Annotated in this window: 21 protein-coding genes; 11 read left to right on the top strand and 10 right to left on the bottom strand. The window is 57.3% G+C overall.

Translation table 11 applies throughout. The annotated features are described in order from the left end of the window. Positions 1-3: 3 nt before the first annotated feature. The gene (locus AC13DD_RS13090) at positions 4-210 is read left to right on the top strand and encodes a cold-shock protein (RefSeq protein WP_008176018.1); all 207 of its coding nucleotides are present in this window, start codon (positions 4-6) and stop codon (positions 208-210) included. A gap of 68 nt (positions 211-278) precedes the next feature. Here the strand turns inward: AC13DD_RS13090 and AC13DD_RS13085 are convergent, their stop codons facing one another. After that, positions 279-758, bottom strand: a complete 480-nt coding sequence (locus AC13DD_RS13085) for an Lrp/AsnC family transcriptional regulator (protein ID WP_104270210.1) — start codon at positions 756-758, stop codon at positions 279-281. A gap of 157 nt (positions 759-915) precedes the next feature. Here AC13DD_RS13085 and AC13DD_RS13080 point away from each other — a divergent pair, with 157 nt between their 5' ends. The 4 genes from AC13DD_RS13080 (at position 916) to AC13DD_RS13065 (ending at position 7,611) form a co-directional block, all read left to right on the top strand. Further along, complete coding sequence (locus AC13DD_RS13080) at positions 916-4,434, top strand: indolepyruvate ferredoxin oxidoreductase family protein (protein ID WP_104270209.1); 3,519 nt, start codon at positions 916-918, stop codon at positions 4,432-4,434. Further along, positions 4,427-5,614 (top strand): amino acid aminotransferase, encoded by a 1,188-nt coding sequence (locus AC13DD_RS13075; protein WP_104270208.1) that lies wholly within the window; start codon positions 4,427-4,429, stop codon positions 5,612-5,614. The genes AC13DD_RS13080 and AC13DD_RS13075 overlap by 8 nt, the downstream gene beginning before the upstream one ends. 56 nt (positions 5,615-5,670) lie before the next feature. Then, the gene (locus tag AC13DD_RS13070; protein ID WP_104270207.1) at positions 5,671-7,053 is read left to right on the top strand and encodes a sodium-dependent transporter; all 1,383 of its coding nucleotides are present in this window, start codon (positions 5,671-5,673) and stop codon (positions 7,051-7,053) included. Between the two features lie 138 nt (positions 7,054-7,191). Further along, positions 7,192-7,611: a universal stress protein gene (locus tag AC13DD_RS13065; RefSeq protein WP_104270206.1), complete on the top strand. Its 420-nt coding sequence runs from the start codon at positions 7,192-7,194 to the stop codon at positions 7,609-7,611. 22 nt (positions 7,612-7,633) lie between these two features. On the opposite strand, the gene AC13DD_RS13060 is transcribed toward AC13DD_RS13065, so the two are convergent. After that, positions 7,634-8,494, bottom strand: coding sequence for a DUF6544 family protein (locus AC13DD_RS13060; RefSeq protein ID WP_092030217.1), 861 nt, complete (start codon positions 8,492-8,494; stop codon positions 7,634-7,636). Positions 8,495-8,600: 106 nt separating this feature from the next. On the opposite strand from AC13DD_RS13060, the gene AC13DD_RS13055 reads away from it, so the two are divergent. Continuing rightward, the gene (locus tag AC13DD_RS13055) at positions 8,601-9,455 is read left to right on the top strand and encodes a PA4780 family RIO1-like protein kinase (RefSeq protein ID WP_053114677.1); all 855 of its coding nucleotides are present in this window, start codon (positions 8,601-8,603) and stop codon (positions 9,453-9,455) included. An 18-nt stretch (positions 9,456-9,473) separates the two neighbouring features. Here the strand turns inward: AC13DD_RS13055 and AC13DD_RS13050 are convergent, their stop codons facing one another. The 4 genes from AC13DD_RS13050 to AC13DD_RS13035 all read right to left on the bottom strand — a co-directional run bounded on the left by AC13DD_RS13050 (position 9,474) and on the right by AC13DD_RS13035 (position 12,273). Next, complete coding sequence (locus AC13DD_RS13050; protein ID WP_092030219.1) at positions 9,474-9,944, bottom strand: MaoC family dehydratase; 471 nt, start codon at positions 9,942-9,944, stop codon at positions 9,474-9,476. A gap of 25 nt (positions 9,945-9,969) precedes the next feature. Then, entirely contained in the window at positions 9,970-10,425 is a 456-nt protein-coding gene (locus AC13DD_RS13045; protein ID WP_405418859.1) for a CopD family protein, read from the bottom strand. A gap of 22 nt (positions 10,426-10,447) precedes the next feature. Next, positions 10,448-11,509: a GGDEF domain-containing protein gene (locus AC13DD_RS13040; RefSeq protein WP_041645020.1), complete on the bottom strand. Its 1,062-nt coding sequence runs from the start codon at positions 11,507-11,509 to the stop codon at positions 10,448-10,450. A 92-nt stretch (positions 11,510-11,601) separates the two neighbouring features. Next, positions 11,602-12,273, bottom strand: a complete 672-nt coding sequence (locus tag AC13DD_RS13035) for an SDR family oxidoreductase (protein WP_405418856.1) — start codon at positions 12,271-12,273, stop codon at positions 11,602-11,604. 146 nt (positions 12,274-12,419) lie between these two features. On the opposite strand from AC13DD_RS13035, the gene AC13DD_RS13030 reads away from it, so the two are divergent. Together AC13DD_RS13030 and AC13DD_RS13025 are read left to right on the top strand one after the other, a co-directional pair. Further along, the gene (locus AC13DD_RS13030; protein ID WP_273082365.1) at positions 12,420-13,250 is read left to right on the top strand and encodes a M90 family metallopeptidase; all 831 of its coding nucleotides are present in this window, start codon (positions 12,420-12,422) and stop codon (positions 13,248-13,250) included. Between the two features lie 64 nt (positions 13,251-13,314). Beyond that, complete coding sequence (locus AC13DD_RS13025; protein ID WP_075267673.1) at positions 13,315-13,491, top strand: DUF2897 family protein; 177 nt, start codon at positions 13,315-13,317, stop codon at positions 13,489-13,491. A gap of 40 nt (positions 13,492-13,531) precedes the next feature. Here the strand turns inward: AC13DD_RS13025 and AC13DD_RS13020 are convergent, their stop codons facing one another. Both AC13DD_RS13020 and AC13DD_RS13015 read right to left on the bottom strand, forming a co-directional pair. Then, positions 13,532-14,041 (bottom strand): copper chaperone PCu(A)C, encoded by a 510-nt coding sequence (locus AC13DD_RS13020; RefSeq protein ID WP_405418854.1) that lies wholly within the window; start codon positions 14,039-14,041, stop codon positions 13,532-13,534. A gap of 95 nt (positions 14,042-14,136) precedes the next feature. Next, the gene (locus tag AC13DD_RS13015) at positions 14,137-16,413 is read right to left on the bottom strand and encodes a putative bifunctional diguanylate cyclase/phosphodiesterase (RefSeq protein WP_405418852.1); all 2,277 of its coding nucleotides are present in this window, start codon (positions 16,411-16,413) and stop codon (positions 14,137-14,139) included. Between the two features lie 226 nt (positions 16,414-16,639). On the opposite strand from AC13DD_RS13015, the gene AC13DD_RS13010 reads away from it, so the two are divergent. Further along, complete coding sequence (locus tag AC13DD_RS13010) at positions 16,640-17,359, top strand: tellurite resistance TerB family protein (protein WP_092030228.1); 720 nt, start codon at positions 16,640-16,642, stop codon at positions 17,357-17,359. A 3-nt stretch (positions 17,360-17,362) separates the two neighbouring features. Here AC13DD_RS13010 and AC13DD_RS13005 read toward each other — a convergent pair whose 3' ends face one another. Both AC13DD_RS13005 and AC13DD_RS13000 read right to left on the bottom strand, forming a co-directional pair. Continuing rightward, positions 17,363-17,701, bottom strand: a complete 339-nt coding sequence (locus AC13DD_RS13005) for a zinc ribbon domain-containing protein YjdM (protein ID WP_405418850.1) — start codon at positions 17,699-17,701, stop codon at positions 17,363-17,365. Between the two features lie 40 nt (positions 17,702-17,741). Then, positions 17,742-18,314 carry a histidine phosphatase family protein gene (locus tag AC13DD_RS13000; protein ID WP_273071173.1) on the bottom strand — a complete coding sequence of 191 codons (573 nt, stop codon included), beginning with the start codon at positions 18,312-18,314 and terminating at the stop codon, positions 17,742-17,744. Between the two features lie 284 nt (positions 18,315-18,598). Between AC13DD_RS13000 and AC13DD_RS12995 the strand changes: the two genes are divergently transcribed. Both AC13DD_RS12995 and AC13DD_RS12990 read left to right on the top strand, forming a co-directional pair. Next, positions 18,599-19,051, top strand: coding sequence for a YaiI/YqxD family protein (locus AC13DD_RS12995; RefSeq protein ID WP_062785464.1), 453 nt, complete (start codon positions 18,599-18,601; stop codon positions 19,049-19,051). A gap of 102 nt (positions 19,052-19,153) precedes the next feature. Continuing rightward, positions 19,154-20,956 (top strand): ABC transporter ATP-binding protein, encoded by a 1,803-nt coding sequence (locus AC13DD_RS12990; protein WP_482931256.1) that lies wholly within the window; start codon positions 19,154-19,156, stop codon positions 20,954-20,956. The last annotated feature ends 56 nt before the right edge of the window (positions 20,957-21,012 follow it).

The following is a 21,012-nucleotide window of genomic DNA, read 5'->3' as shown; positions in this document are numbered from 1 at the left end:
ACTATGTCTACAGTTACCGGCAACGTTAAGTTTTTCAACGAAGCAAAAGGTTTTGGCTTTATCACTCGCGAAAGCGGCCCGGACGTTTTTGTTCACTACAGCGCTATTCAGGGCGGCGGTTTCAAGACTCTGGCTGAAGGCCAGCAGGTCGAGTTCACCGTTACCCAGGGCCAGAAAGGTCCTCAGGCGGAAAACGTTGTCGCTCTGTAAATAACAGACGACACGTTCAGAAAAAGGCAGCTTCGGCTGCCTTTTTTCGTTGTTGCTACCTGCCGAAACTACAGAATACCTTCCACCGGGATCGTCTCGGTATTTTTTATCTCCCGCAACGCAAAGTTCGAATTCACCTGGGCAATGCCCTGCAGGGTAAAGATTTTTTCGTTCAGGAACCTGTCGTAACTGGCCATATCCGGCACGATTACCCTGAGCACGAAATCGGCATTACCGGTCACCGCAAAGCACTGAAGCACCTCCGGATAACTGCTCACCTGCTGCTCAATCTCCGCCGTGCTGTCGATGTTGTGCCGCTGCAGTGACAGATTGACGAGCACGCACAGCCCCTGACCAATGCGTTCCGGATCCACTCTTGCGCTGTATCCCTGAATCACACCGCTTTCCTCAAGTGTGCGCACCCGGCGCCAGCAAGCAGCCGGTGACAAACCCACCTGTTCGGCCAGTAACTGGTTACTGATGCGCCCATCCTGCTGCAGTGCTGATAGAATTTTCCGATCCAGCTTGTCCAGCTCCACCTGTTTCATTTGGTAACACCTGATTTTTATCAAAGGTTCTTTCTCTTTATTGTCTTTTATCAAACATTCTTTCGCAAATCCTGAAAACCTCCTTCCAATAAGCAAGCACCTTTTGCGGACTTACCTCTAGAATTTTGGTCATAAAATCGACAAAAAGGAGGGCGCCATGTCCGCCGATACCCCACAACTCGACGATTACAAACTCGAAGACCGCTACCTGCGGGAATCCGGTCGGGTGTTCCTGACCGGCACACAGGCCCTGGTCCGAATTCCGTTGATGCAGGCTGCCCTGGATCGCAAGCAAGGCCTGAATACCGCCGGCCTGGTCAGTGGCTACCGTGGTTCCCCCCTCGGTGCGGTCGACCAGGCACTCTGGCAGGCGAAAGACCTGCTGGACGAGAACCGGATCGATTTTGTTCCCGCCATCAACGAGGATCTTGCCGCGACGATCATGCTGGGTACCCAGCAGGTAGAAACCGATGAAGACCGTCAGGTAGAGGGCGTATTCGGCCTCTGGTATGGCAAGGGCCCGGGCGTGGACCGAGCCGGCGACGCCCTGAAACATGGCACCACTTACGGATCCTCCCCCCATGGCGGTGTGCTGGTGGTGGCGGGCGACGACCATGGCTGCGTGTCATCGTCCATGCCCCACCAGTCCGATGTGGCGTTCATGAGCTTCTTCATGCCCACCATCAACCCGGCCAACATCGCGGAATACCTGGAATTCGGTCTCTGGGGTTATGCCCTTTCCCGCTACAGTGGCTGCTGGGTCGGCTTCAAGGCCATCTCGGAAACCGTGGAAAGCGCGGCTTCTGTGGAAATTCCGCCAGCACCGGATTTTGTCACTCCGGACGATTTCACCGCGCCGGAAAGCGGCCTTCATTACCGCTGGCCGGATCTGCCCGGCCCCCAGCTGGAAACCCGCATCGAACACAAGCTCGCGGCCGTTCAGGCCTTTGCCCGGGCCAACCGCATTGACCGGTGCCTGTTCGACAATAAGGAAGCCCGCTTTGGTATTGTCACCACCGGCAAGGGGCACCTTGACCTGCTGGAAGCCCTCGATCTGCTCGGTATTGACGAAGACAAGGCCCGGGACATGGGTCTGGATATCTACAAGGTGGGCATGGTCTGGCCCCTGGAGCGCCGCGGCATCCTGGACTTCGTGCACGGCAAGGAAGAAGTCCTCGTGATCGAGGAAAAGCGCGGCATTATCGAGAGCCAGATCAAGGAGTACATGTCCGAGCCGGACCGTCCCGGCGAGGTTCTGATTATCGGCAAACAGGATGAGCTGGGCCGCCCGCTGATCCCGTACGTTGGCGAATTGAGCCCCAAACTGGTTGCCGGCTTCCTCGCAGCCCGTCTTGGTCGCTTCTTCGAGGTGGACTTCAGCGAGCGCATGGCTGAAATCAGTGCCATGACCAACGCCCAGGATCCGGGCGGCGTCAAGCGTATGCCCTATTTCTGCTCGGGCTGCCCACACAACACCTCCACCAAGGTCCCGGAGGGGAGCAAGGCCCTGGCCGGCATTGGCTGTCACTTCATGGCGTCCTGGATGGGCCGGAACACCGAATCCCTCATCCAGATGGGTGGCGAAGGCGTCAACTGGATTGGCAAGAGCCGCTACACCGGCAACCCCCACGTGTTCCAGAACCTGGGTGAAGGCACGTATTTCCACTCCGGTTCCATGGCTATCCGTCAGGCGGTAGCTGCCGGCATCAATATTACCTACAAGATTCTGTTCAATGACGCCGTCGCCATGACCGGCGGTCAGCCCGTCGACGGGCAGATCACCGTCGACAGGATTGCCCAGCAAATGGCCGCAGAAGGGGTCAATCGGGTTGTTGTTCTCAGCGACGAGCCCGAGAAATACGATGGCCATCATGACCTGTTTCCCAAGGACGTCACCTTCCACGATCGGTCCGAGCTCGACCAGGTGCAGCGGGAATTGCGTGATATCCCCGGCTGTACCGTACTGATCTACGACCAGACCTGTGCCGCCGAGAAACGCCGCCGTCGCAAGCGCAAGCAGTTCCCGGATCCGGCCAAGCGGGCCTTTATCAACCATCACGTGTGTGAAGGCTGTGGCGACTGCTCGGTGCAGTCCAACTGCCTCTCGGTGGTTCCCCGCAAGACGGAGCTGGGACGCAAGCGGAAGATCGACCAGTCATCCTGCAACAAGGACTTTTCCTGCGTTAACGGTTTCTGCCCAAGCTTCGTGACCATCGAAGGCGGCCAGCTGCGCAAATCCCGCGGCGTTGACACCGGCTCCGTACTCACCCGCAAGCTGGCTGATATTCCAGCTCCCAAATTGCCGGAAATGACCGGCTCCTATGATCTGCTGGTGGGCGGCGTTGGCGGTACGGGCGTGGTGACGGTTGGCCAACTGATCACCATGGCGGCCCACCTGGAGTCGCGCGGCGCCTCTGTACTGGATTTCATGGGCTTCGCCCAGAAAGGCGGCACGGTGCTGAGCTACGTTCGTATGGCACCGTCTCCGGACAAGCTCCATCAGGTACGGATCAGCAATGGCCAGGCCGATGCGGTCATCGCCTGCGATCTGGTCGTAGCGTCTTCCCAGAAGGCCCTGAGCGTTCTCCGGCCAAACCACACCCGGATCGTTGCCAACGAAGCGGAACTGCCTACTGCCGACTATGTGCTCTTCCGCGACGCCGATATGAAGGCCGACAAGCGCCTTGGGCTACTGAAGAACGCCGTGGGCGAGGATCACTTTGATCAGCTGGACGCCAATGGCATCGCCGAAAAGCTGATGGGCGATACCGTATTCTCCAACGTGATGATGCTCGGTTTTGCCTGGCAGAAAGGCCTGCTGCCCCTGTCCGAGGCGGCTTTGATGAAGGCGATTGAGCTGAACGGCGTCGCCATCGACCGGAACAAGGAAGCCTTCGGCTGGGGACGGCTGGCGGCCGTGGATCCGAGCGCAGTCACGGATCTGCTGGATGACAGTAATGCCCAGGTGGTTGAGGTCAAACCCGAACCAACCCTGGACGAACTCATCAATACCCGGCATAAGCACCTGGTCAATTACCAGAACCAGCGTTGGGCCGACCAATACCGGGACGCAGTTGCAGGGGTCCGGAAGGCTGAGGAGTCCCTCGGTGAAACCAACCTGCTGCTGACTCGTGCAGTAGCCCAGCAGCTGTACCGGTTCATGGCCTACAAGGACGAATACGAAGTCGCGCGACTGTTTGCCGAAACCGACTTCATGAAAGAGGTGAATGAAACCTTCGAGGGTGACTTCAAAGTCCACTTCCATCTGGCCCCGCCCCTGCTCAGCGGCGAGACCGATGCCCAGGGCCGCCCGAAAAAACGCCGGTTCGGCCCCTGGATGTTCCGGGCCTTCCGGCTGCTGGCGAAACTTCGCGGCCTGCGCGGAACCGCAATCGATCCGTTCCGCTATTCCGCCGACCGCAAGCTGGATCGGGCCATGCTGAAGGATTATCAGAGCCTGGTAGACCGGATCGGTCGTGAGCTCAACGCCAGCAACTACGAAACCCTCCTGCAGCTTGCCGAGTTGCCTGCCGATGTCCGCGGGTACGGCCCTGTGCGGGAGCAAGCGGCAGAAAGCATTCGTGAAAAGCAGACGCAACTGATCAAGGCGCTGGATACCGGTCGCCCGACGTTGATTCGCACCCAACAGGCTAACGAGGAGGCCAATCATGTTTGAAGCACTCCAGCCCCTGCCCCAGGATCCGATCCTGCAGTTGATGCAGACCTTCCGTGAAGACGATCGACCGGACAAAGTGGATCTGGGCATCGGTGTCTATAAGGATGACGCCGGCAATACGCCTATCATGGCCGCCGTGCATGAAGCCGAGCGTCGCCTTCTTGAGGGCGAAACCACCAAGAGCTACGTGGGCCCTGCCGGTTCCACCGGCTTCAACAGCGCCATGGCGGAGCTGATCCTGGGCAGCAACAGCCCACTGGTCCGCGACGGTCGCGTATCGGTCATCCAGACACCGGGCGGCTGCGGCGCCCTGCGTATGGCGGCCGAGTTTCTGCGTCTGTGCAAAGCCGATACAAAAGTCTGGGTCAGCACGCCCACCTGGGCCAACCACTTGCCGTTGCTCGGTGGCGCCGGCCTGACTATTCGCGAATATCCGTACCTCAATCCAGAGACCCTGCAGGTAGACTTCGGCGCCATGCTGGAAACCCTGGAACGGGCGGATGCGGGCGACGTGGTGTTGCTGCACGGGTGCTGCCACAACCCCTCGGGCGCGGACCTGAGCCTAGCCCAGTGGCAGGAAGTGACCAGCCTGATCCAGCGCAAAGGCCTGCTGCCCTTCGTGGACATGGCCTATCAGGGCCTTGGCGAAGGCCTGGACGCGGATGCAGCTGGTCTGAGGCACCTGGCCAGTGCGGTACCTGAAATGCTGATCGCAGCCTCGTGCTCCAAGAACTTTGGCCTCTACCGGGAGCGCACCGGCGCCCTCGCCCTGGTTTCGGAAACCGCAACCGTGAATGCCGCCGCCACAAGCCAGCTGCTGAGCGTCATCCGGTCGCATTACTCAATGCCACCGGCCCACGGCGCCTCAATAGTGGAGACCATCCTTGGCGATGACGACCTGCGAGCCCAGTGGCAACAGGAGCTAAACGGTATGTGTGAGCGCATCCTGCATCTGCGCCACGCTTTTGCCGGCGCGCTTTCATCGTTCGGCGACTTCGAATTCATCGCCCGTCAGCGAGGCATGTTCTCGTTCCTCGGAATCAGTCCGGAGCAGGTGGGCCGGTTACGGAAGGAACACGGCATCTACATGCTGGAAAGCAGCCGCGTAAACGTTGCCGGTTTGAACGACCACGTCTTGCCACAAGTCGCTTCCGCCCTGCGCGAGGTGCTCGGCAAGTAAATACTTTTTCGACAACAACCAATCAATCCGACAAAAACAATTAGCCGGAGAGAAGAATGAGTGAGAGTACCCAACCACACCAGCAGGCCAATAACCTCTGGTCCTCACGGATGGCCTTTATCCTGGCTGCGGCTGGTTCAGCCGTTGGCCTCGGGAACATCTGGAAGTTTCCGTACATTACTGGCGAGAACGGCGGCGGCGCCTTCGTTCTGATCTACCTGGCCTGTATCTTCCTGATCGGCGTGCCGGTACTGATTGCCGAAACCATGATTGGTCGGCGCGGCGGTCAGAGCCCTGTGGCCACCATGCGCACCCTGACCAAAAGTGAAGGCACAGCCAGGGGCTGGAGAGCCATCGGCTGGAACGGGGTAATTGCATCCTTCCTGGTGCTTTCTTTTTACGCCGTGATTGGCGGCTGGGCCCTGGTCTATATCGGCAAGGCCGCAACCGGGCTGTTTACCGGAGCAGATACCGAAGCCATCGGCGGCCAGTTCGGCGGGCTCCTTGCCAACCCCTGGGAACTGCTGATGTGGCACTCGGTGTTCATGGTGATTGTGGTGTTCATCGTTGGCAGGGGCATTCGCTCGGGGCTTGAGAAAGCTGTGAATATGCTGATGCCTCTGTTGTTCGTGCTGTTGGTTGCCATGGTGATCTATGCCATGAACAGCGGCAGCTTTGGCCGGGCCGTGAGTTTCATGTTCTCGCCGGATTTCAGCAAACTGACAACGGCGGGGGTTCTGACTGCCCTGGGGCACGCCGCCTTTACGCTCAGTATCGGTATTGGTGTTCTGATGGCCTATGGCTCCTACCTGCCAAAAACCGTAAACATTGCGCGGACCGCCATGACCATTGCCGTCGTGGACACCAGCGTTGCGCTTCTCGCGGGGCTGGCCATCTTTCCCCTGGTATTTGCCAATGGCCTTGAGCCAGGGGCAGGGCCCGGCCTGATCTTCGTGACCCTGCCACTGGCCTTTGGCCAGATGAGTGGTGGTGCGCTGTTCGGCACCATTTTCTTCGCCCTGCTACTGGTAGCAGCCATCACCTCGGCCATTTCCATGCTGGAACCGGTAGTCGAATGGCTGGAAGAACACAAAGGCGTGAGTCGAGCGAAAAGCGCCATTGGTGGCGGGCTCGCCATCTGGTTTATCGGTATCGGTACCGTGTTGTCCTTCAACGTCTGGGAAAGTGTGCACCCGCTTGGCTTTATTCCGTTCTTCGAGGGCAAGACGGTCTTCGACCTGCTCGACTTCCTCGTCTCCAACCTGATGATGCCTCTCGGCGGACTCGCCATTGCGCTGTTTGCCGGATGGGCGATGAAACGTGAGGGTCTGCCGGCCGATATTGGTCTGCAAGGAAGCAGCTATAAGGCATTCATGTTCGTACTCCGGTATCTGACGCCCGCCGGTATCGCCGTGGTTTTCCTGTACAACCTGTTGTAAAACGAATCCGGCCTCTCCAACCGCAAAAGCCCGGTGAACTTCACCGGGCTTTTTTTGACATACCCAACAGGGCACTGCCAATCTGAATTCAGGACAACAGACCCAAGTCTGTATCGCATGCGGAAAAGGAGAACTCTTATGTACAGCAAGATCCTCGTTCCGGTCGACCTCGCCCATACCGATAAAATGGTGAAGGCGCTCAATACCTCCATTGATATTGCCAAGCATTACAACGCCACCCTGTGCTACGTCACCGTCACCAACAGCACCCCGGGAGCGGCCGCGCACAACCCGAAAGAACTCGCAGAGAAACTGAGGGTGTTTGCGGAGGAGCAGGGAAAATCCCACGGGATCAATACCGACAGCATGGTGATTGAATCTGCTGATACCGCCGTGGAGCTTGAAGACAAGTTGCTTGAGGCGATCAAAACAACCGGGACAGATCTGGTAGTGATGGCTTCACATCCGCCGGGGATTGGCGACCGGCTACACATTCTCCATTCGAACGGCGCCAATATCGTTAAACACAGCGATATTTCGGTTTTAGTCGTTCGGTAAAGATAACAGGGCATCCGAGACACTATTCCGGATGCCCTGTTGCGTCATGCTTTGGAAATTCAATTCCCGTTACCCTGGCAATGAAAAAGGGAAAGTAATCCTCCGTGGCAAAGAAGTTCCCGGCTTCCACCTGGGTCGGCAATACAAAGCCTTCGAACTCCCGAAACTCTGACAGGTAGCCGCCAAAGGGCTGCAAGCGATGGACTTTTTCCGCATTCGCATTGGTCCACCGGTCAAAACTCACCTGGAGCGGCCGGCCGTCGCCGGCAACGACAACATCCACTGCCTGTTCCATGCCCTCATGACGAACAACCACCCTGGCCGTGTTTATATCGACCAGCTTCCAGGAAACGCCGGGCCCCGGCAGCAGGGCAGCCGGCGTCCAGAAAACCGCCTCTGCCACATAACGGCCGAATGCCGAACGGGCATGATCCGCATCACCACCCGCCCGGGCAACAGGGAATAGGCCCATCAGCCAGAACCGCGTCCACTGGTCAGTGTCCGAGCCGGAAATCCCGAGCAGGCCTCTGTGGGCGCTCATTTTCCAGATAAACCCTTCCGGCATGGCCAGCACCTGGGTGGCCTGCATGTGCACGTAGTCGGGCGACTCCCGATTGCCCATACCGAATTTTCCGTTCATAGAGATACGGGCCACGGTATAGAGCGGGGTACCAGGCTGAATGGTGTAACGGAAATACCGCTGGGCTGGCTCCGGCAAACCCTCAAGAAGAGCAAGATCAAAGCGCTCCGGGGCAGCCGGCTGCAGCGTTGCCAATCCGGTAATGACAGCCCGGTCTGCGGTGTGGTCAGACTGACGCCAAAACCAGAGGGCGACGGTGACTGCAACCACCAGAATCAACAGGATCAGGAAAAAGATTTTCATGTAAGCTATGCTCCGTAGCAGTCATTGTCCCTGCCCTGCCCGAATCCGGCCTTGTTCCAGATCAACGAACGTGGCTGCCCGACTCACTGTCAGCCTGAAAGGTTTTATGAAAGTACCAAAAAGATTACAACCACTTGTCGATGACGGCATGGTGGACGAAGTGCTCTACCAGCTCATGAGCGGCAAGGAAGCCCAGGTTTATGTTGTGCGCTGCGGAGACCAGACGCGCTGTGCCAAGGTCTTCAAGGAAGCGACAAAGCGGAGTTTCAAGCAGGCGGTGGAATACCAGGAAGGACGAAAGGTCCGGAACAGTCGTCGAGCCCGGGCCATGAGCAAGAAGACAAAGTACGGCCAGAAGGAACAGGAAGATGCCTGGCTCAACGCCGAGGTGGATGCCCTCTACCGGCTTGCCGCCGCCGGTGTCCGGGTTCCCGAACCTCTGGGCTTCGTGGACGGTGTACTGCTGATGGAGCTGGTGGCGGATGAAGATGGCAAGGCCGCGCCCAGGCTGGATGATGTCACCCTGTCCCCGGAACAGGCCCGCGACTTCCACGGCCAGGTCATCCGAGAGGTTGTCCGTATGTTGAGCGCCGGTCTGATCCATGGGGATCTGTCGGAATTCAACGTGCTGGTCGATGCCCGCGGTCCTGTCATTATTGATCTTCCCCAGGCCGTCAATGCGTCCGGCAATAACAACGCGGAACGCATGTTGGAGCGCGACGTCGACAATATGCGCCGCTATTTCGGACGCTTCGCGCCGGAACTGCTGAACACCGATTATGGCAAGGAGATCTGGGCGCTCTACGAGTCAGGCGACCTGCACCCGGACAGCAAGCTCACGGGCTGCTTCCAGCACGATGACACCGCTGCCAACGTCGACGAACTGATGGAAATCATCGATGCGGCAAAAGAGGAAGAGTGGGAGCGACAGGAACGGATGAGGGACGCCGAGGAGGACTGACGCCTTAGCCGGTGCTGGTCAGCCGGCAGACGTGGTTCTCTCTTCGCTGATCATTGCTGACATCAACTGCTGTTCCTTCGGCCCGGGTAGAACACCCGTTAACGTGGCTTCGATAACCGGCTCACCATGCTGATTCGAGAGCACCGCTTCGGCCCTGGCCCTATTCCTTGCATCGACTTCGGTGATGGTGAATACACAGGTGACGGTATCCCCGAAATACACTGGCCGGCGGAAGCGAAAATTCATCCCGGACGCCAGCCAGCCAATCTGCCCACCCACTTCCGTGATCATCCCGCCAACCAGCAAGCCATGGCAGATCTTTCCCTGCAGGTTCTTGGCCTGGGCAAACTCATCGCTGTAGTGAACCGGATTCTGATCTCGGCTGATTTCGCCAAAGGACAGAGTCTCATCCTCGGTGAACGTACGCACCAGGGTAAACGAATCGCCGGCTTTCAGGCCTGCAATGGCTCTCTTTCGAATATCAGACATGGTATCGGTCCCCGATCGCTCAGCCTTACAGGTACCGACCGCCAGACCCTATGGCGACCACAATCAGGCCGAGAATCAGATTGATACCGACCAGACGGCGAATCTTTCCCACCTGAACACCACCAGCCTGCGGATCCTTGTCTGCAACCGCCTGCTTGAGCCGTCGGAAAGGCGCAAAATACACGTGAAAGTAGAGCAGCATCATCACCAGCCCGAGCGTCTGCATGGCATGAATGTGCCAGCCAGCACCGGCCATTCCGCCAAACACACTGAAAATCATCCAGTAGCCGGTAACCAGGAGCAGCACAACCGCGAGCCAGACCCAGCGGAAGAACCATTCAAGCGTCTTCGACCAAAGATGGCCACGCTGGGAGGCCTCTACCACCTCAACCACGGCCGGACGCATCGCCATGTAGGCGAAGAACATACCGCCAACCCAGATAACCGCGGACAGAACATGCAGTGCAATTGCCAGACTCATAAACCTACCCCTTGCTTTGGCTTCAGATGGTTTCCAGTTCTACCCGGTTACGGCCGCCCGTTTTACCGCGGTAAAGAGCTTCATCAGCCCTGCTGACCGCGGCACTCAGGTCTTCGCCAGTTCGCAGCTCACTTACCCCGATGCTGATCGTAACATCGATATCACCGCCGATAACTGCGCGCCAGTCTCTTGCCAAAAACGCCTTTCGTATCCGCTCCGCGCTTGCTTGCGCTTTATCAGCATTCGTATCCGGAAGAATGACCAGAAACTCCTCACCACCCCATCGACCTATCAGATCCTGAGCCCTTAACTCTTCCCGGATCACATCGGCAACACAGCCGAGTACCCTGTCACCGGCTTCATGTCCGAAGGCGTCATTAATCGACTTGAAATGATCGACATCCAGCAGGAGGAAACCGACCGGGTGTCCGCTGCGCCGGAACCGCGATACCTCTTTTTCAGCCAGGTAGGTCATATGACGGCGATTGAAAAGCCCGGTTAATGAGTCCGTTGTTGCCATTTCGCGAAGCTTGCGCTGTGCCGAAACAACCATGCTGAGGTAATAGGAAGCCAGGTAACTGAACATTGCAAAGACCACGCTCAGATTGAACAGATGGACTATGTTCAGGGCTGTCTGCGGGATTGGCTGCAACGGTTCGATGTACCACATCAAGGCATCGAGCGCGACGTAGTATCCCCAGAGAGTGAGTAGCGCATAAACCGCCCATCTTCGGGACGCGGAAACGCAGATCGCCGGTATGAACATCAGAAGGTAGTAATGGAAACCGCTCTCCCAGCCGATGAGAACGGTACCGAGGCCGGCGTGTCCGAGCACTTCCGCCCAGATCAGTACGACCGCAATCTTGTTTTTATGGTATTTGAGTGCGTAGTAGGCGCCGGCATACATGGCCACGCTAACCACGTTGATCCATGCCAGAACCGGCGAACCCAATGCATGAAAAAGAAAGAAAAAGATGACATCTACAGTTCCGGCGATCTGGGCACATCGCATGGCCAAACGCCAGAACTGGGGCCTGCGCTCCCGCTCAGGCTCATAATTCATTGGAGCACTCGCACTTTTCATAGACAGCAGAATTCCTTTTTAGGTAACAAGAGTACTCGTTAAAACAGAATCCTGCCTCACTCCAATGCAAACAAATGAAAATGTTTTCAGGATCACCACGGCAGCTCGTCGCCGTTGCTGTGCCAGAACGACCCGGTATTCTCCAAGGTGAGGCCATCAATCCGCTCTGCCAGGCCTTTTGCCGATTCTTCCGGAGTAATCAACCCACCAAAATTCACCATTCGGGTCTGAACATAACCCGGGTGCAGCTGGGCCACCGCGATACCCCTCGGTTTCAGATCCATCGCGAGGGACTTGCCAAAGGCATTCAACGCCGCCTTTGAAGCACGGTACCCATAGCGGCCGCCAGAGTCGTTGTCGGCGATAGAGCCCATGCGGCTGGTGATGTTGGCGATTTTGCCTCCGGAGGGGATTTTTTCAAACAGGGCTTCAGCAATTTTCAGTGGAGCGTAGGCGTTGATTTCCATCTGCGTACGAATGGAATCAAAATCGATACTGCCCAGTTTCTCGTCCTGCAGCAGACCGGCATTGTTGATCAGCAGATCAATGGACTGGCCCTCAAGACCGGCCACGAGCCTTGCCACACCCTCATTGGTCGTCACGTCGACACTGTCGATGATCCTCGCCGCAACCTCTTCCAGCTCCGGCGAGGCCTCCCGGCACACGCCGATCACCGAGCAGCCGCGGCCTGCATAGAGCCGGGCGAGCTCCAGACCAATGCCCCGGTTTGCCCCGGTGATTACAACAGTGGAATCATCGGACATATCAGCCTCCTCAACGATCAATACGGTTCATGCAGCTTCACATCCCCTGCACTGTAGAACAACCAGCAATACGGGCCCTGACTGCGTGCAGATCCAATTTTTCTGTAAGATACGGGGTAATTCAATCAATGGTCGCCGGGAGCAGCATGTCAGCAGCACTTGTTTTCGCAGTCTTCGCAGTGACCCTGATCGCGGCAACCGTATTCTACCTCTTCTTCTACCGCGCCTGGCGGAGGGAACGGGAACTGAGAGCCCCCTTTCCAACATCCTGGCGCGAGCATCTTGATGCGAACGTTCCGCTTTACCGACGGCTTCCTGAAGCCCTCAAGCAAACCTTGGAGCAACGGGTCCAGCTTTTTCTCTCCGAGAAAGAATTCTATGGCTGTGACGGCTTTGAGGTGGACGACGCGGTGAGAGTGACCATTGCCGGCCACGCTTGTTTGCTGATTCTTGCCCGCCCCTATTCAGATTTTGACGAGGTAAGCAGCATTCTGGTCTATCCCGATGCCTATCACGTCAGAGACATTGAAAGCGATGGCATGATTGTCAGCGAAAGTAATGAAATACGGGCCGGCGAGGCCTCAAGCAGGGGCCAGGTGGTGCTGGCCTGGCGAGAATGTCAGGAGGCCGCCCGGAACCCGCACAGCGGCCATAACGTCATGCTCCATGAGTTTGCACACCAGCTGGACTACCTGGACGGCACCGCAGACGGGGCACCGCCGCTGAGTGGAGAGCAGGCCCGGCACTGGCAAAGTTCCATGACGACGGCCTACGAAGACCTCAGGCATTCCCTCCGGCACCACCATAGATCCTGGCTTGATCCGTACGGCGCTACCGAACCGGCAGAATTTTTCGCAGTGCTGACCGAGGCATTTTTCCAGCAGCCGCGCCATCTCAAGCGAGAACAGCCCGAGGTCTACAAGGCCCTGCAAGGGTATTACCGGCTCGATCCAACGGCTTTCTGGGAGGATGCATGACAGTTGTGGCAAATCAATGCGTGGTCCACTATGTAGGAAAGCGGATCAGTTGGTGGAGGTTTACATGCCAGCCATAGGATGGATATTCATAGTTGTTGCCCTTGCCTTGATCGTGGGCAGCCTGATGATACTGCGTGACAATGCCCACAGCATGAAAATCTCCGATGAAAAGATGAAGAAAATCCAGGCCCGGAAGGCGGAGATCGAGGCCGAGGAGAGCGCCGAAGACAGAGAGTGGTAGGTTTGGGGGCAGCCGCAAAGACTGCCCTGGGCACGTTCGATCAGTGTCCGCTGTGGTCCATACTTTTGCCCGAGTGATCCACGCTCTCGCTTTTCATCATCTCGCCATCCAGCGACTCGACATTCAGCTCAACCTGCATTTCGTCGGCACCCTCAAAAGTCAAGGTCAATGGAATGCTCTCACCCTCGCGCAACGGACTTTTCAGTTTCTCCAGCATCAGGTGAAAGCTGTGGGGCTTCAACTCCACGGTGGTACCTGCCGGTATGGCGAGCCCGCCCTTGACCGGTGCCATTCGCATTACACCATCGTGCATGCTGGTCTCATGGATCGATACGTTACCTGCCCTCGGGGTTGCGGCCCCAACCAGGGTGATATCACTGCTGCCGCTGTTGGAGATACTCATGTAACCCACGCCCATGGGCGTGCCAGGCGGTGTAGGCCGACTCCAGGGATGATCGACCGTGACCGGGCCATGGCTGTAATCATGGGCAAATGCTGTCGGGGCAACCAGGGCCAGTGCCAGCACAAACACGCTCAGGCAATACTTCATGTCCAGTGTTCCTTGTCGATGGTTCAAAACCAAAGGATAGAAAGGGTAGGTCCCGGATCCAAGCTTTTCAGTGCGACGAATGGTCGCAGACCGGGTCAATGCCCGATGGCGAGAGCCGGGTTCGCTTTCAGTCTGTCCAGGGTCTCCGGACGACTGAAGTAATAACCCTGAAAACGTCGACAGCCCATCTCGACCAGGGCGCTGGCCTGGGCCTCCTCTTCAACACCCTCGGCAACCAGCTCCATGTTATGGCTCCGGGCAATGGCAATAATACTCCGGATCATGTTCGCGGCTTTTTCGTCTTCCAGAATGGTGTCGACAAAGCTCTTGTCGATTTTCAACTCGTCAAGCGGCAGCTTACGCAAAAGACTGAGCGAGGAGTAACCCGTTCCGAAATCGTCCATCGAGATCCGTATCCCTTTCTCTCGCAATCGTTCGATCGTTTTCAGCACTCTCTCAAAGTCACTCATGAACAGGCTCTCGGTGATCTCAAGAACCAGCTCTCCAGGCGACACACGGTGCATTGCCAGAACCTCAAGCACTGTTTCAACAAAGTCTGGCTGGCGAAACTGGATAACAGAGATGTTGATAGACAGGTCCACGGAACCGCCGACCTCGTTACGAAACAGGCTGTATTCACGGATACTGGTTTCAAGCACAAAGCGCCCGAGTGGAACCATCAGCCCGCTTTTTTCAGCGACCTCGACAAATTCCGCGGGCGAAACAAAGCCGAGTTCCTCATCCTGCCAGCGAACAAGCGCTTCCAGCCCGACCGCTTTTCCGGTCTGATCTACCTGAGGCTGGTAGACCATGTACAGTGAGCCCGATGCCAGGCCATACCTGAGACGCTGCTCGACCGACAGCCTGCGAAGATAGGCCATTTCCATCTCGCTGCGGTAAATGCAGACGTCGTTCCGGCTCTGTTTCGCCTCGTACAGCGCAAGATGGGCACTTCGAATCAGCTTGCTGAGGGAATCTCCGTCATTCGGAAAGCAGGCCACACCAATACTCGCCGTTACCTGCAACCTCAGTCGGCCCACCTCGAAGGTGCGGGACAGGTTGCCGGCCAGCGACACACAGGCTTTTTCAACATCGTCGAGATTGGTGTTCGGGGTCACAATGGCGTACTCGTCGCCACCGAGCCGGGCAAGATCGTCCCGGCTTTCAACCAGTTCGGCGAGCCGACGACCGAATTCCAGAAGGGTTTCATCGCCGGTCTCCAGCCCAAACCGGTCATTGATGCCTTTAAAGTTATCAATGTTGATCACAATGAGGCAGAACGGTTTTCTATCCGGAACCAGGTTGTCGAGGCGGTCCAGCAGCCCATTGCGATTCAACAGCCCGGTCAAATCATCGTGCCGTGAGAGGTAAGAAAGCTCCAGACGCCGCTTCTTCTCGGCGTTGTCGATAATCCGGAACCCCTTGTAGAAAACAATCCCGAAAACCAGGAAAGTCAGCAGATACTGCAACAGGGATTGGAGAAATTCCCGGTAAAGCGGAGCGAACCGGGTTTCCGAGATGGACCACAACTGGTAACGGGCGTTGAAGACAGCAGCCGTCAGATAATCCTCACCCTGGCGTCGGGTTCGGATAACCACTGAATCACTGCCCTGCATGACCTCCTCTACGCTCTTGCCGAGCTCCTTTTCAAACGCTGCCCGATTTATCTCCCTCTGGTCCATCGGCACCCGGATTTGCGAATACTGTTGCGGGCCAATGCCGTCAGCCGACATGAACTGAACATAGCCATCGGTTTCCCGGAACAACATTACGGTGTCAGAGTCGCCGTCATGCAGTGTCTTGCCGAAAACCGAACCACTGCCATCAAGCCGCATGCCGGCTGTCATGACTGCAACGACTTCCCCACTCGGGGAACGTATCGCTTTTCGGATCGGTATAACCCACGCGCCCAGGGCGTCTACGAAATAGGTCCGGCCCACGACCATCGCATCGGAAGACAGTGCTCCCAGGAAACTGCCACGGGTCTCGGGATCGGTTCTCAGATTTGGAAGAGTCGACAGATCGAGGTTGGTGCTGACACGAACCAGCGTGCCGTCCGGCCTGGCCAACCCAAAGCCCACGAGCATGGGGTTGGCGGCGAGGATGCTGTCGAGCAAGGGGATCTGTCGACTGCCTGACAGGAGGTTGTCCTGATTGAGCAACTCGCGGCCAATTACATCGAGAACCAGCTCCTGGGTTCGCAGGATACTGTCGACAGACTGAGCAACCAGCTCGACACGGGCGGTCTGGTAAAGCTTCTCGTCCGAAATAAGGCCCTGCCAACGAAAGAACAGAACGACACTGAGGAGCAACACACCACCGAGGAGGATAAGAGCGAAGAGTGTCCAAAGATTGCGTTTGAGAATTGCCAAAAGCAGTTCCAGAAATTCGGGAGGTTGAACAACGGCTTTGCGTCAGTATACGGGAGAGCCTGAAAAGCGCATTACTATTTACCGCTAATTTGTAGGCTGTTAATTCCCATGGAACTAAATGCGTCGATTCGTGACAACAGAGTAATTCCGCGTCCATCACCGATCAGGGTATCGGGTGTACTATTCTGAAAAGCTGAACGGCAGTCGATCTTAAAGGAGTGTGTTTATGAACGTGATGTCTGTACTGAACCAGGTAATGAAGCAGGCTCAGGGTGGCCAGTCCCAGGGTAGTGGCATGGACGTCAACAAAATGATGAACAGCCTTGGCAGTCAACTCAAGGGCAGCCAGGGATCCGGTTCAGGCATCGACGTAAAGAGCCTGCTGGGCGGCGGAGCCCTCGGCATGATGCTGGGTTCCAAGCGCGGCCGAAAGATGGGCGGCAAAGCCCTCAAATACGGTGCCCTGGCAGGCGTGGGTGTCCTGGCCTGGAAAGCCTATCAGAACTATCAGACCAACAGTCAGAGCCCGGCGAAACCGGCATTGGCACAGCAGGGCCAGCCACTGGAGCAACTGCAGGGCCAGGCGCAGGAACAACGGGGACTTGAAATACTCCAGGCCATGATCATGGCAGCCCGCGCTGACGGCCACATAGACGCCAACGAACGCGCGCTGCTTACCCAGGAGATTGAAAAACTGGGGCCAGATGACGAACTTCACGCCTGGATTCAGCAGCAGTTCGACGCCCCTCTGGACGCCACTGCCCTGGCACGCAATGCCGACTCACCCCAGGCCAGCCGGGAAATCTACATCGTCAGTGCGGTCATGATCGACGAACAGAACCCCATGGAGCGGGCCTGGCTGGATCAACTCGCCAGCGCCCTCCAGCTCGACCCGGGTCTTGCCAGGGAACTGGAACAACAGATCCAGAGTGCAACAGCAGGGTAGTCGTCAGGCTTTCTTGACGAACTCCGATTTCAGTTTCATGGCACCAATACCGTCGATCTTGCAGTCGATATCATGATCGCCGTCTACCAGGCGGATATTCTTCACCTTGGTGCCAACTTTAACCACGGAACTGGAGCCCTTTACCTTCAGATCCTTAATGACCGTAACCGTATCACCATCCTGAAGCTCATTGCCGTTGGCGTCGCGAATCATCTTCGCGGCGTCAGCCGCCGCAGCCTCCGCCTCAGACCACTCATGCCCGCATTCGCGACAAACCAGTTGAACGCCGTCCTCATAGGTGTACTCGGAACTGCACTGCGGGCATGGCGGAAGCTGCGACATTATCATTTCCTGTTAATTGAATGGGCGCAGGATTATACCATCAACGCCCGGGCGAGACCCTCGCCAGCACCGTCGGATCTTCCGAAAGAGGCAGGGCGATAATCGCGCCCTCGTTCGACGAAGGGAAAATCCCGGTCAGGCCCGTAATGTTCACCTGATGCGACACCATGATCACCGGTGCCCCGTCCTCCAACTCATTCACCAGAGCAATCGTCTGCCGCGTCTGCGCCGGACCATCGCCACGGTTGCGAAAGAAAGAATTCAGCGACGGCCACTCCGTTACCTTCCCCATGTCCATCCCGGTTGCGGTATCCATGCAACGGCACCACTGACTGCTGAACACCCGCGCGTCCGTAATACCATGGTCCGCCAGAAACGGCTTCCACGCCCGCGCCTGCTCACGACCGACGTCGTTCAGATTCCGCTGGGTGCTGCAATCGTTGATATCAAAGTTGCCAGGATCTCCGGTCCCCGGGGCCAAGGCATGGCGAAGCATCAGAACAGCCCGTCCGTCTCTCAGAGCCTCCCAGGCTTCTTCGTTGTTATCGGCGGCGGAAACGCTGAAACACATGGCGACCGCCAGAAATGCGGTTAGGATAGATCTGGCAAGCATAATTGTTACCTCCTGAAAAAAATCCTATGCAGCTGTGCAATGCGCGGATGAACTGACGATGTCCGATTGAGGCATTGGGAGAGCCCTTCCAAAAATGTTGAAGGCCAAGGATGGCCTGAAACAAGCGCACATGGACGTGCTCGTAGCGGTTTTTGGAAGGGGGCTCCCAATGCCTCCAGCACCAATGTCCGCAGCCTTGCAAGAGATACGCGAGCAATATCTATCAGGCTCATATCAACAAAAGGTAAACTCTGCACAGAACCACGCAAACAGAAGGAACCATCATGCCAATCTGGGTCGACGCCGACGCCTGCCCCGTTCCAATCCGGGAAATCCTCTGCCGCGCCGCCACCCGCTGGCAAATCGACACCACCTTCATCGCCAACCACGCCATCACCCTGCCACCGAGCCCTTACATCAAGCGCCGACAGGTCCCCCAGGGCTTTGATGTGGCCGACAACGAAATCATGGACCAGATGCACGAAGGCGATCTCGTGATCACGCAGGACATACCCCTGGCCGCCGAAGCCATTGAAAAAGGCGCCGACGTATTCAATCCCCGCGGCCAGGCCTTCACCAAAGAGAATATTCGCCAGCGCCTGGCCATGCGCAACTTTATGGAAGAAATGCGCAATGCCGGCCAGGTCACCGGCGGCCCTGCCCCCTTCAGCCAGACCGACCGCAAGGAATTTGCCGACAAGCTTGACCGCTGGCTGCAAAGAAACAAACGCAGTTGATAATGATTCTATTTTAAAACCCGGGCAGATCCGCTACCCTTCCCGCCTTATTATTTTCAGGCTCAACGCGGGCCTGCCTGATTCAAGGGAGAGAAGCGGAGTATGTCCTCACACAGCCACCAAACCACCAGCAGCTTTGCTGCGCTGGCCCGCCTGCTGAGATACGCCCGGGGATATCGCCGACAGATCATCGCTGCCACCACCTGCTCGATCATCAACAAACTCTTTGATATTGCCCCGGAAATCCTGATCGGTGTCGCCATTGATGTGGTCGTCAACCAGGAAGAGAGCTTTGTGGCTGGCCTCGGCTTTGAAACGGCCCAGGAGCAAATCACCATTCTGGCCGTACTCACCTTTTTCATCTGGGCCGGCGAATCCCTGTTCGAATACCTGTTCCAGATCCTGTGGCGCAACCTCGCCCAGCGTTTGCAGTCGGACCTCCGGCAGGATGCCTACGAACATGCCCAGCGCCTCGACATGAGCTTCTTCGAGGCCCGCAGCTCCGGCCAGCTGGTGGCCACCATGAACGACGACGTGAACCAGCTCGAGCGCTTCCTCGACGGCGGCGCCAACGCCATGATTCAGGTGCTGGTAACCGTGGTCGCCGTCGGCGCCGTATTCTTCGTGCTCTCGCCGCTCATTGCCCTGCTCGCATTCACCCCCATTCCCCTGATTATCTGGGGCGCCTTCTACTTCCAGCGCAAAGCGGGGCCGCTCTACGCCGACGTTCGTGAAAAAGTGGGTGACCTGTCCAGCCGGCTGGCCAACAATCTGGGCGGCATCGCCACCATCAAGAGCTTTACCGCTGAACAGCGAGAGGCAAAGCGTCTGAAAGAAAGCAGCGAAGCCTACGTGGAGGCCAACCGCCGGGCCATCCGCATCAGCTCTGCGTTTATTCCGGTGATCCGGATGGCCATTCTGGCCGGCTTCCTGGCCACCTTCACGGTGGGGGGCATGATGGCCCTTGAAGGAAACCTGAACGTGGGTGCCTATGGCGTTCTGGTCTTTCTTACCCAGCGCTTGCTGTGGCCCCTGACCGGGCTTGCCGAAGTGATTGATTTGTTCGAACGGGCCATGGCCAGCACCCGTCGGATTCTGGATCTTCTGGCCGAGCCCGTGCACGTGCGTGACGAGGGTGGCAAGGCACTGGCAGAGCCGGTGAAAGGCGATGTTGAGCTGGACAAAGTAAGCTTTCACTATCCCTCCAGCGGCGCAGGAATCCGGGATATCAGCCTGACCGTACCAGCTGGCAATACCCTTGCGCTGGTCGGCGCAACCGGTTCCGGCAAATCCACTCTCATCAAGTTGTTGCTGCGGTTCTACGATCCGAGCAACGGCCAAATCCGAATCGATGGACAACCCATTCGGGATCTCAGCCTGCAATCCCTGCGCGGCGCAATTGGGCTGGTGAGTCAGGATGTTTACCTGTTCGAGGGCACCATTCGGGAAAACCTTGCCTATGGAAATCCGGCGGCCTCCGATACCGAGATCATAGATGCAGCGAAAACCGCGGAAGCCTGGTCGTTTATTGAAGCGCTGCCCGACGGCCTGAACACACCGGTGGGTGAACGGGGCGTTCGTCTGTCCGGGGGACAGCGCCAGCGACTGTCCCTCGCCCGTGCACTGCTGAAAAATCCGCCGATACTGGTGCTTGATGAAGCCACCAGCGCGGTGGACAACGAAACAGAAGCCGCCATCCAGCGGTCACTGAAGCGTATCGGACATAACCGGACCGTGATCATGATTGCCCATCGGCTCTCCACCATCGTTGATGCTGACTCCATCGCGGTCATCGAAGGCGGCAAAGTGCTGGAACAGGGAACCCATCGGGAGCTGCTCGACCAGGACGGCGCTTACGCCAACCAATGGCGTGTGCAGACCGGGCAAATACAGGCAGCCATTTAACGCAATATATATTGATAGTGATTCGCATTTAAATTATTCTGCAGGCCCTCAGCATT

Source organism: Marinobacter sp. L-13, from assembly GCF_056857715.1.
This window is presented reverse-complemented; position numbering and strand designations above follow the sequence as displayed.

Bases quoted from the DNA above. Each gene is read 5' to 3' on its own strand.
- AC13DD_RS13090 (WP_008176018.1), top strand. From the start codon at position 4: ATGTCTACAGTTACCGGCAACGTTAAGTTTTTCAACGAAGCAAAAGGT.
- AC13DD_RS13085 (WP_104270210.1), bottom strand. From the start codon at position 758: ATGAAACAGGTGGAGCTGGACAAGCTGGATCGGAAAATTCTATCAGCA.
- AC13DD_RS13080 (WP_104270209.1), top strand. From the start codon at position 916: ATGTCCGCCGATACCCCACAACTCGACGATTACAAACTCGAAGACCGC.
- AC13DD_RS13075 (WP_104270208.1), top strand. From the start codon at position 4,427: ATGTTTGAAGCACTCCAGCCCCTGCCCCAGGATCCGATCCTGCAGTTG.
- AC13DD_RS13070 (WP_104270207.1), top strand. From the start codon at position 5,671: ATGAGTGAGAGTACCCAACCACACCAGCAGGCCAATAACCTCTGGTCC.
- AC13DD_RS13065 (WP_104270206.1), top strand. From the start codon at position 7,192: ATGTACAGCAAGATCCTCGTTCCGGTCGACCTCGCCCATACCGATAAA.
- AC13DD_RS13060 (WP_092030217.1), bottom strand. From the start codon at position 8,494: ATGAAAATCTTTTTCCTGATCCTGTTGATTCTGGTGGTTGCAGTCACC.
- AC13DD_RS13055 (WP_053114677.1), top strand. From the start codon at position 8,601: ATGAAAGTACCAAAAAGATTACAACCACTTGTCGATGACGGCATGGTG.
- AC13DD_RS13050 (WP_092030219.1), bottom strand. From the start codon at position 9,944: ATGTCTGATATTCGAAAGAGAGCCATTGCAGGCCTGAAAGCCGGCGAT.
- AC13DD_RS13045 (WP_405418859.1), bottom strand. From the start codon at position 10,425: ATGAGTCTGGCAATTGCACTGCATGTTCTGTCCGCGGTTATCTGGGTT.
- AC13DD_RS13040 (WP_041645020.1), bottom strand. From the start codon at position 11,509: ATGAAAAGTGCGAGTGCTCCAATGAATTATGAGCCTGAGCGGGAGCGC.
- AC13DD_RS13035 (WP_405418856.1), bottom strand. From the start codon at position 12,273: ATGTCCGATGATTCCACTGTTGTAATCACCGGGGCAAACCGGGGCATT.
- AC13DD_RS13030 (WP_273082365.1), top strand. From the start codon at position 12,420: ATGTCAGCAGCACTTGTTTTCGCAGTCTTCGCAGTGACCCTGATCGCG.
- AC13DD_RS13025 (WP_075267673.1), top strand. From the start codon at position 13,315: ATGCCAGCCATAGGATGGATATTCATAGTTGTTGCCCTTGCCTTGATC.
- AC13DD_RS13020 (WP_405418854.1), bottom strand. From the start codon at position 14,041: ATGAAGTATTGCCTGAGCGTGTTTGTGCTGGCACTGGCCCTGGTTGCC.
- AC13DD_RS13010 (WP_092030228.1), top strand. From the start codon at position 16,640: ATGAACGTGATGTCTGTACTGAACCAGGTAATGAAGCAGGCTCAGGGT.
- AC13DD_RS13005 (WP_405418850.1), bottom strand. From the start codon at position 17,701: ATGTCGCAGCTTCCGCCATGCCCGCAGTGCAGTTCCGAGTACACCTAT.
- AC13DD_RS13000 (WP_273071173.1), bottom strand. From the start codon at position 18,314: ATGCTTGCCAGATCTATCCTAACCGCATTTCTGGCGGTCGCCATGTGT.
- AC13DD_RS12995 (WP_062785464.1), top strand. From the start codon at position 18,599: ATGCCAATCTGGGTCGACGCCGACGCCTGCCCCGTTCCAATCCGGGAA.
- AC13DD_RS12990 (WP_482931256.1), top strand. From the start codon at position 19,154: ATGTCCTCACACAGCCACCAAACCACCAGCAGCTTTGCTGCGCTGGCC.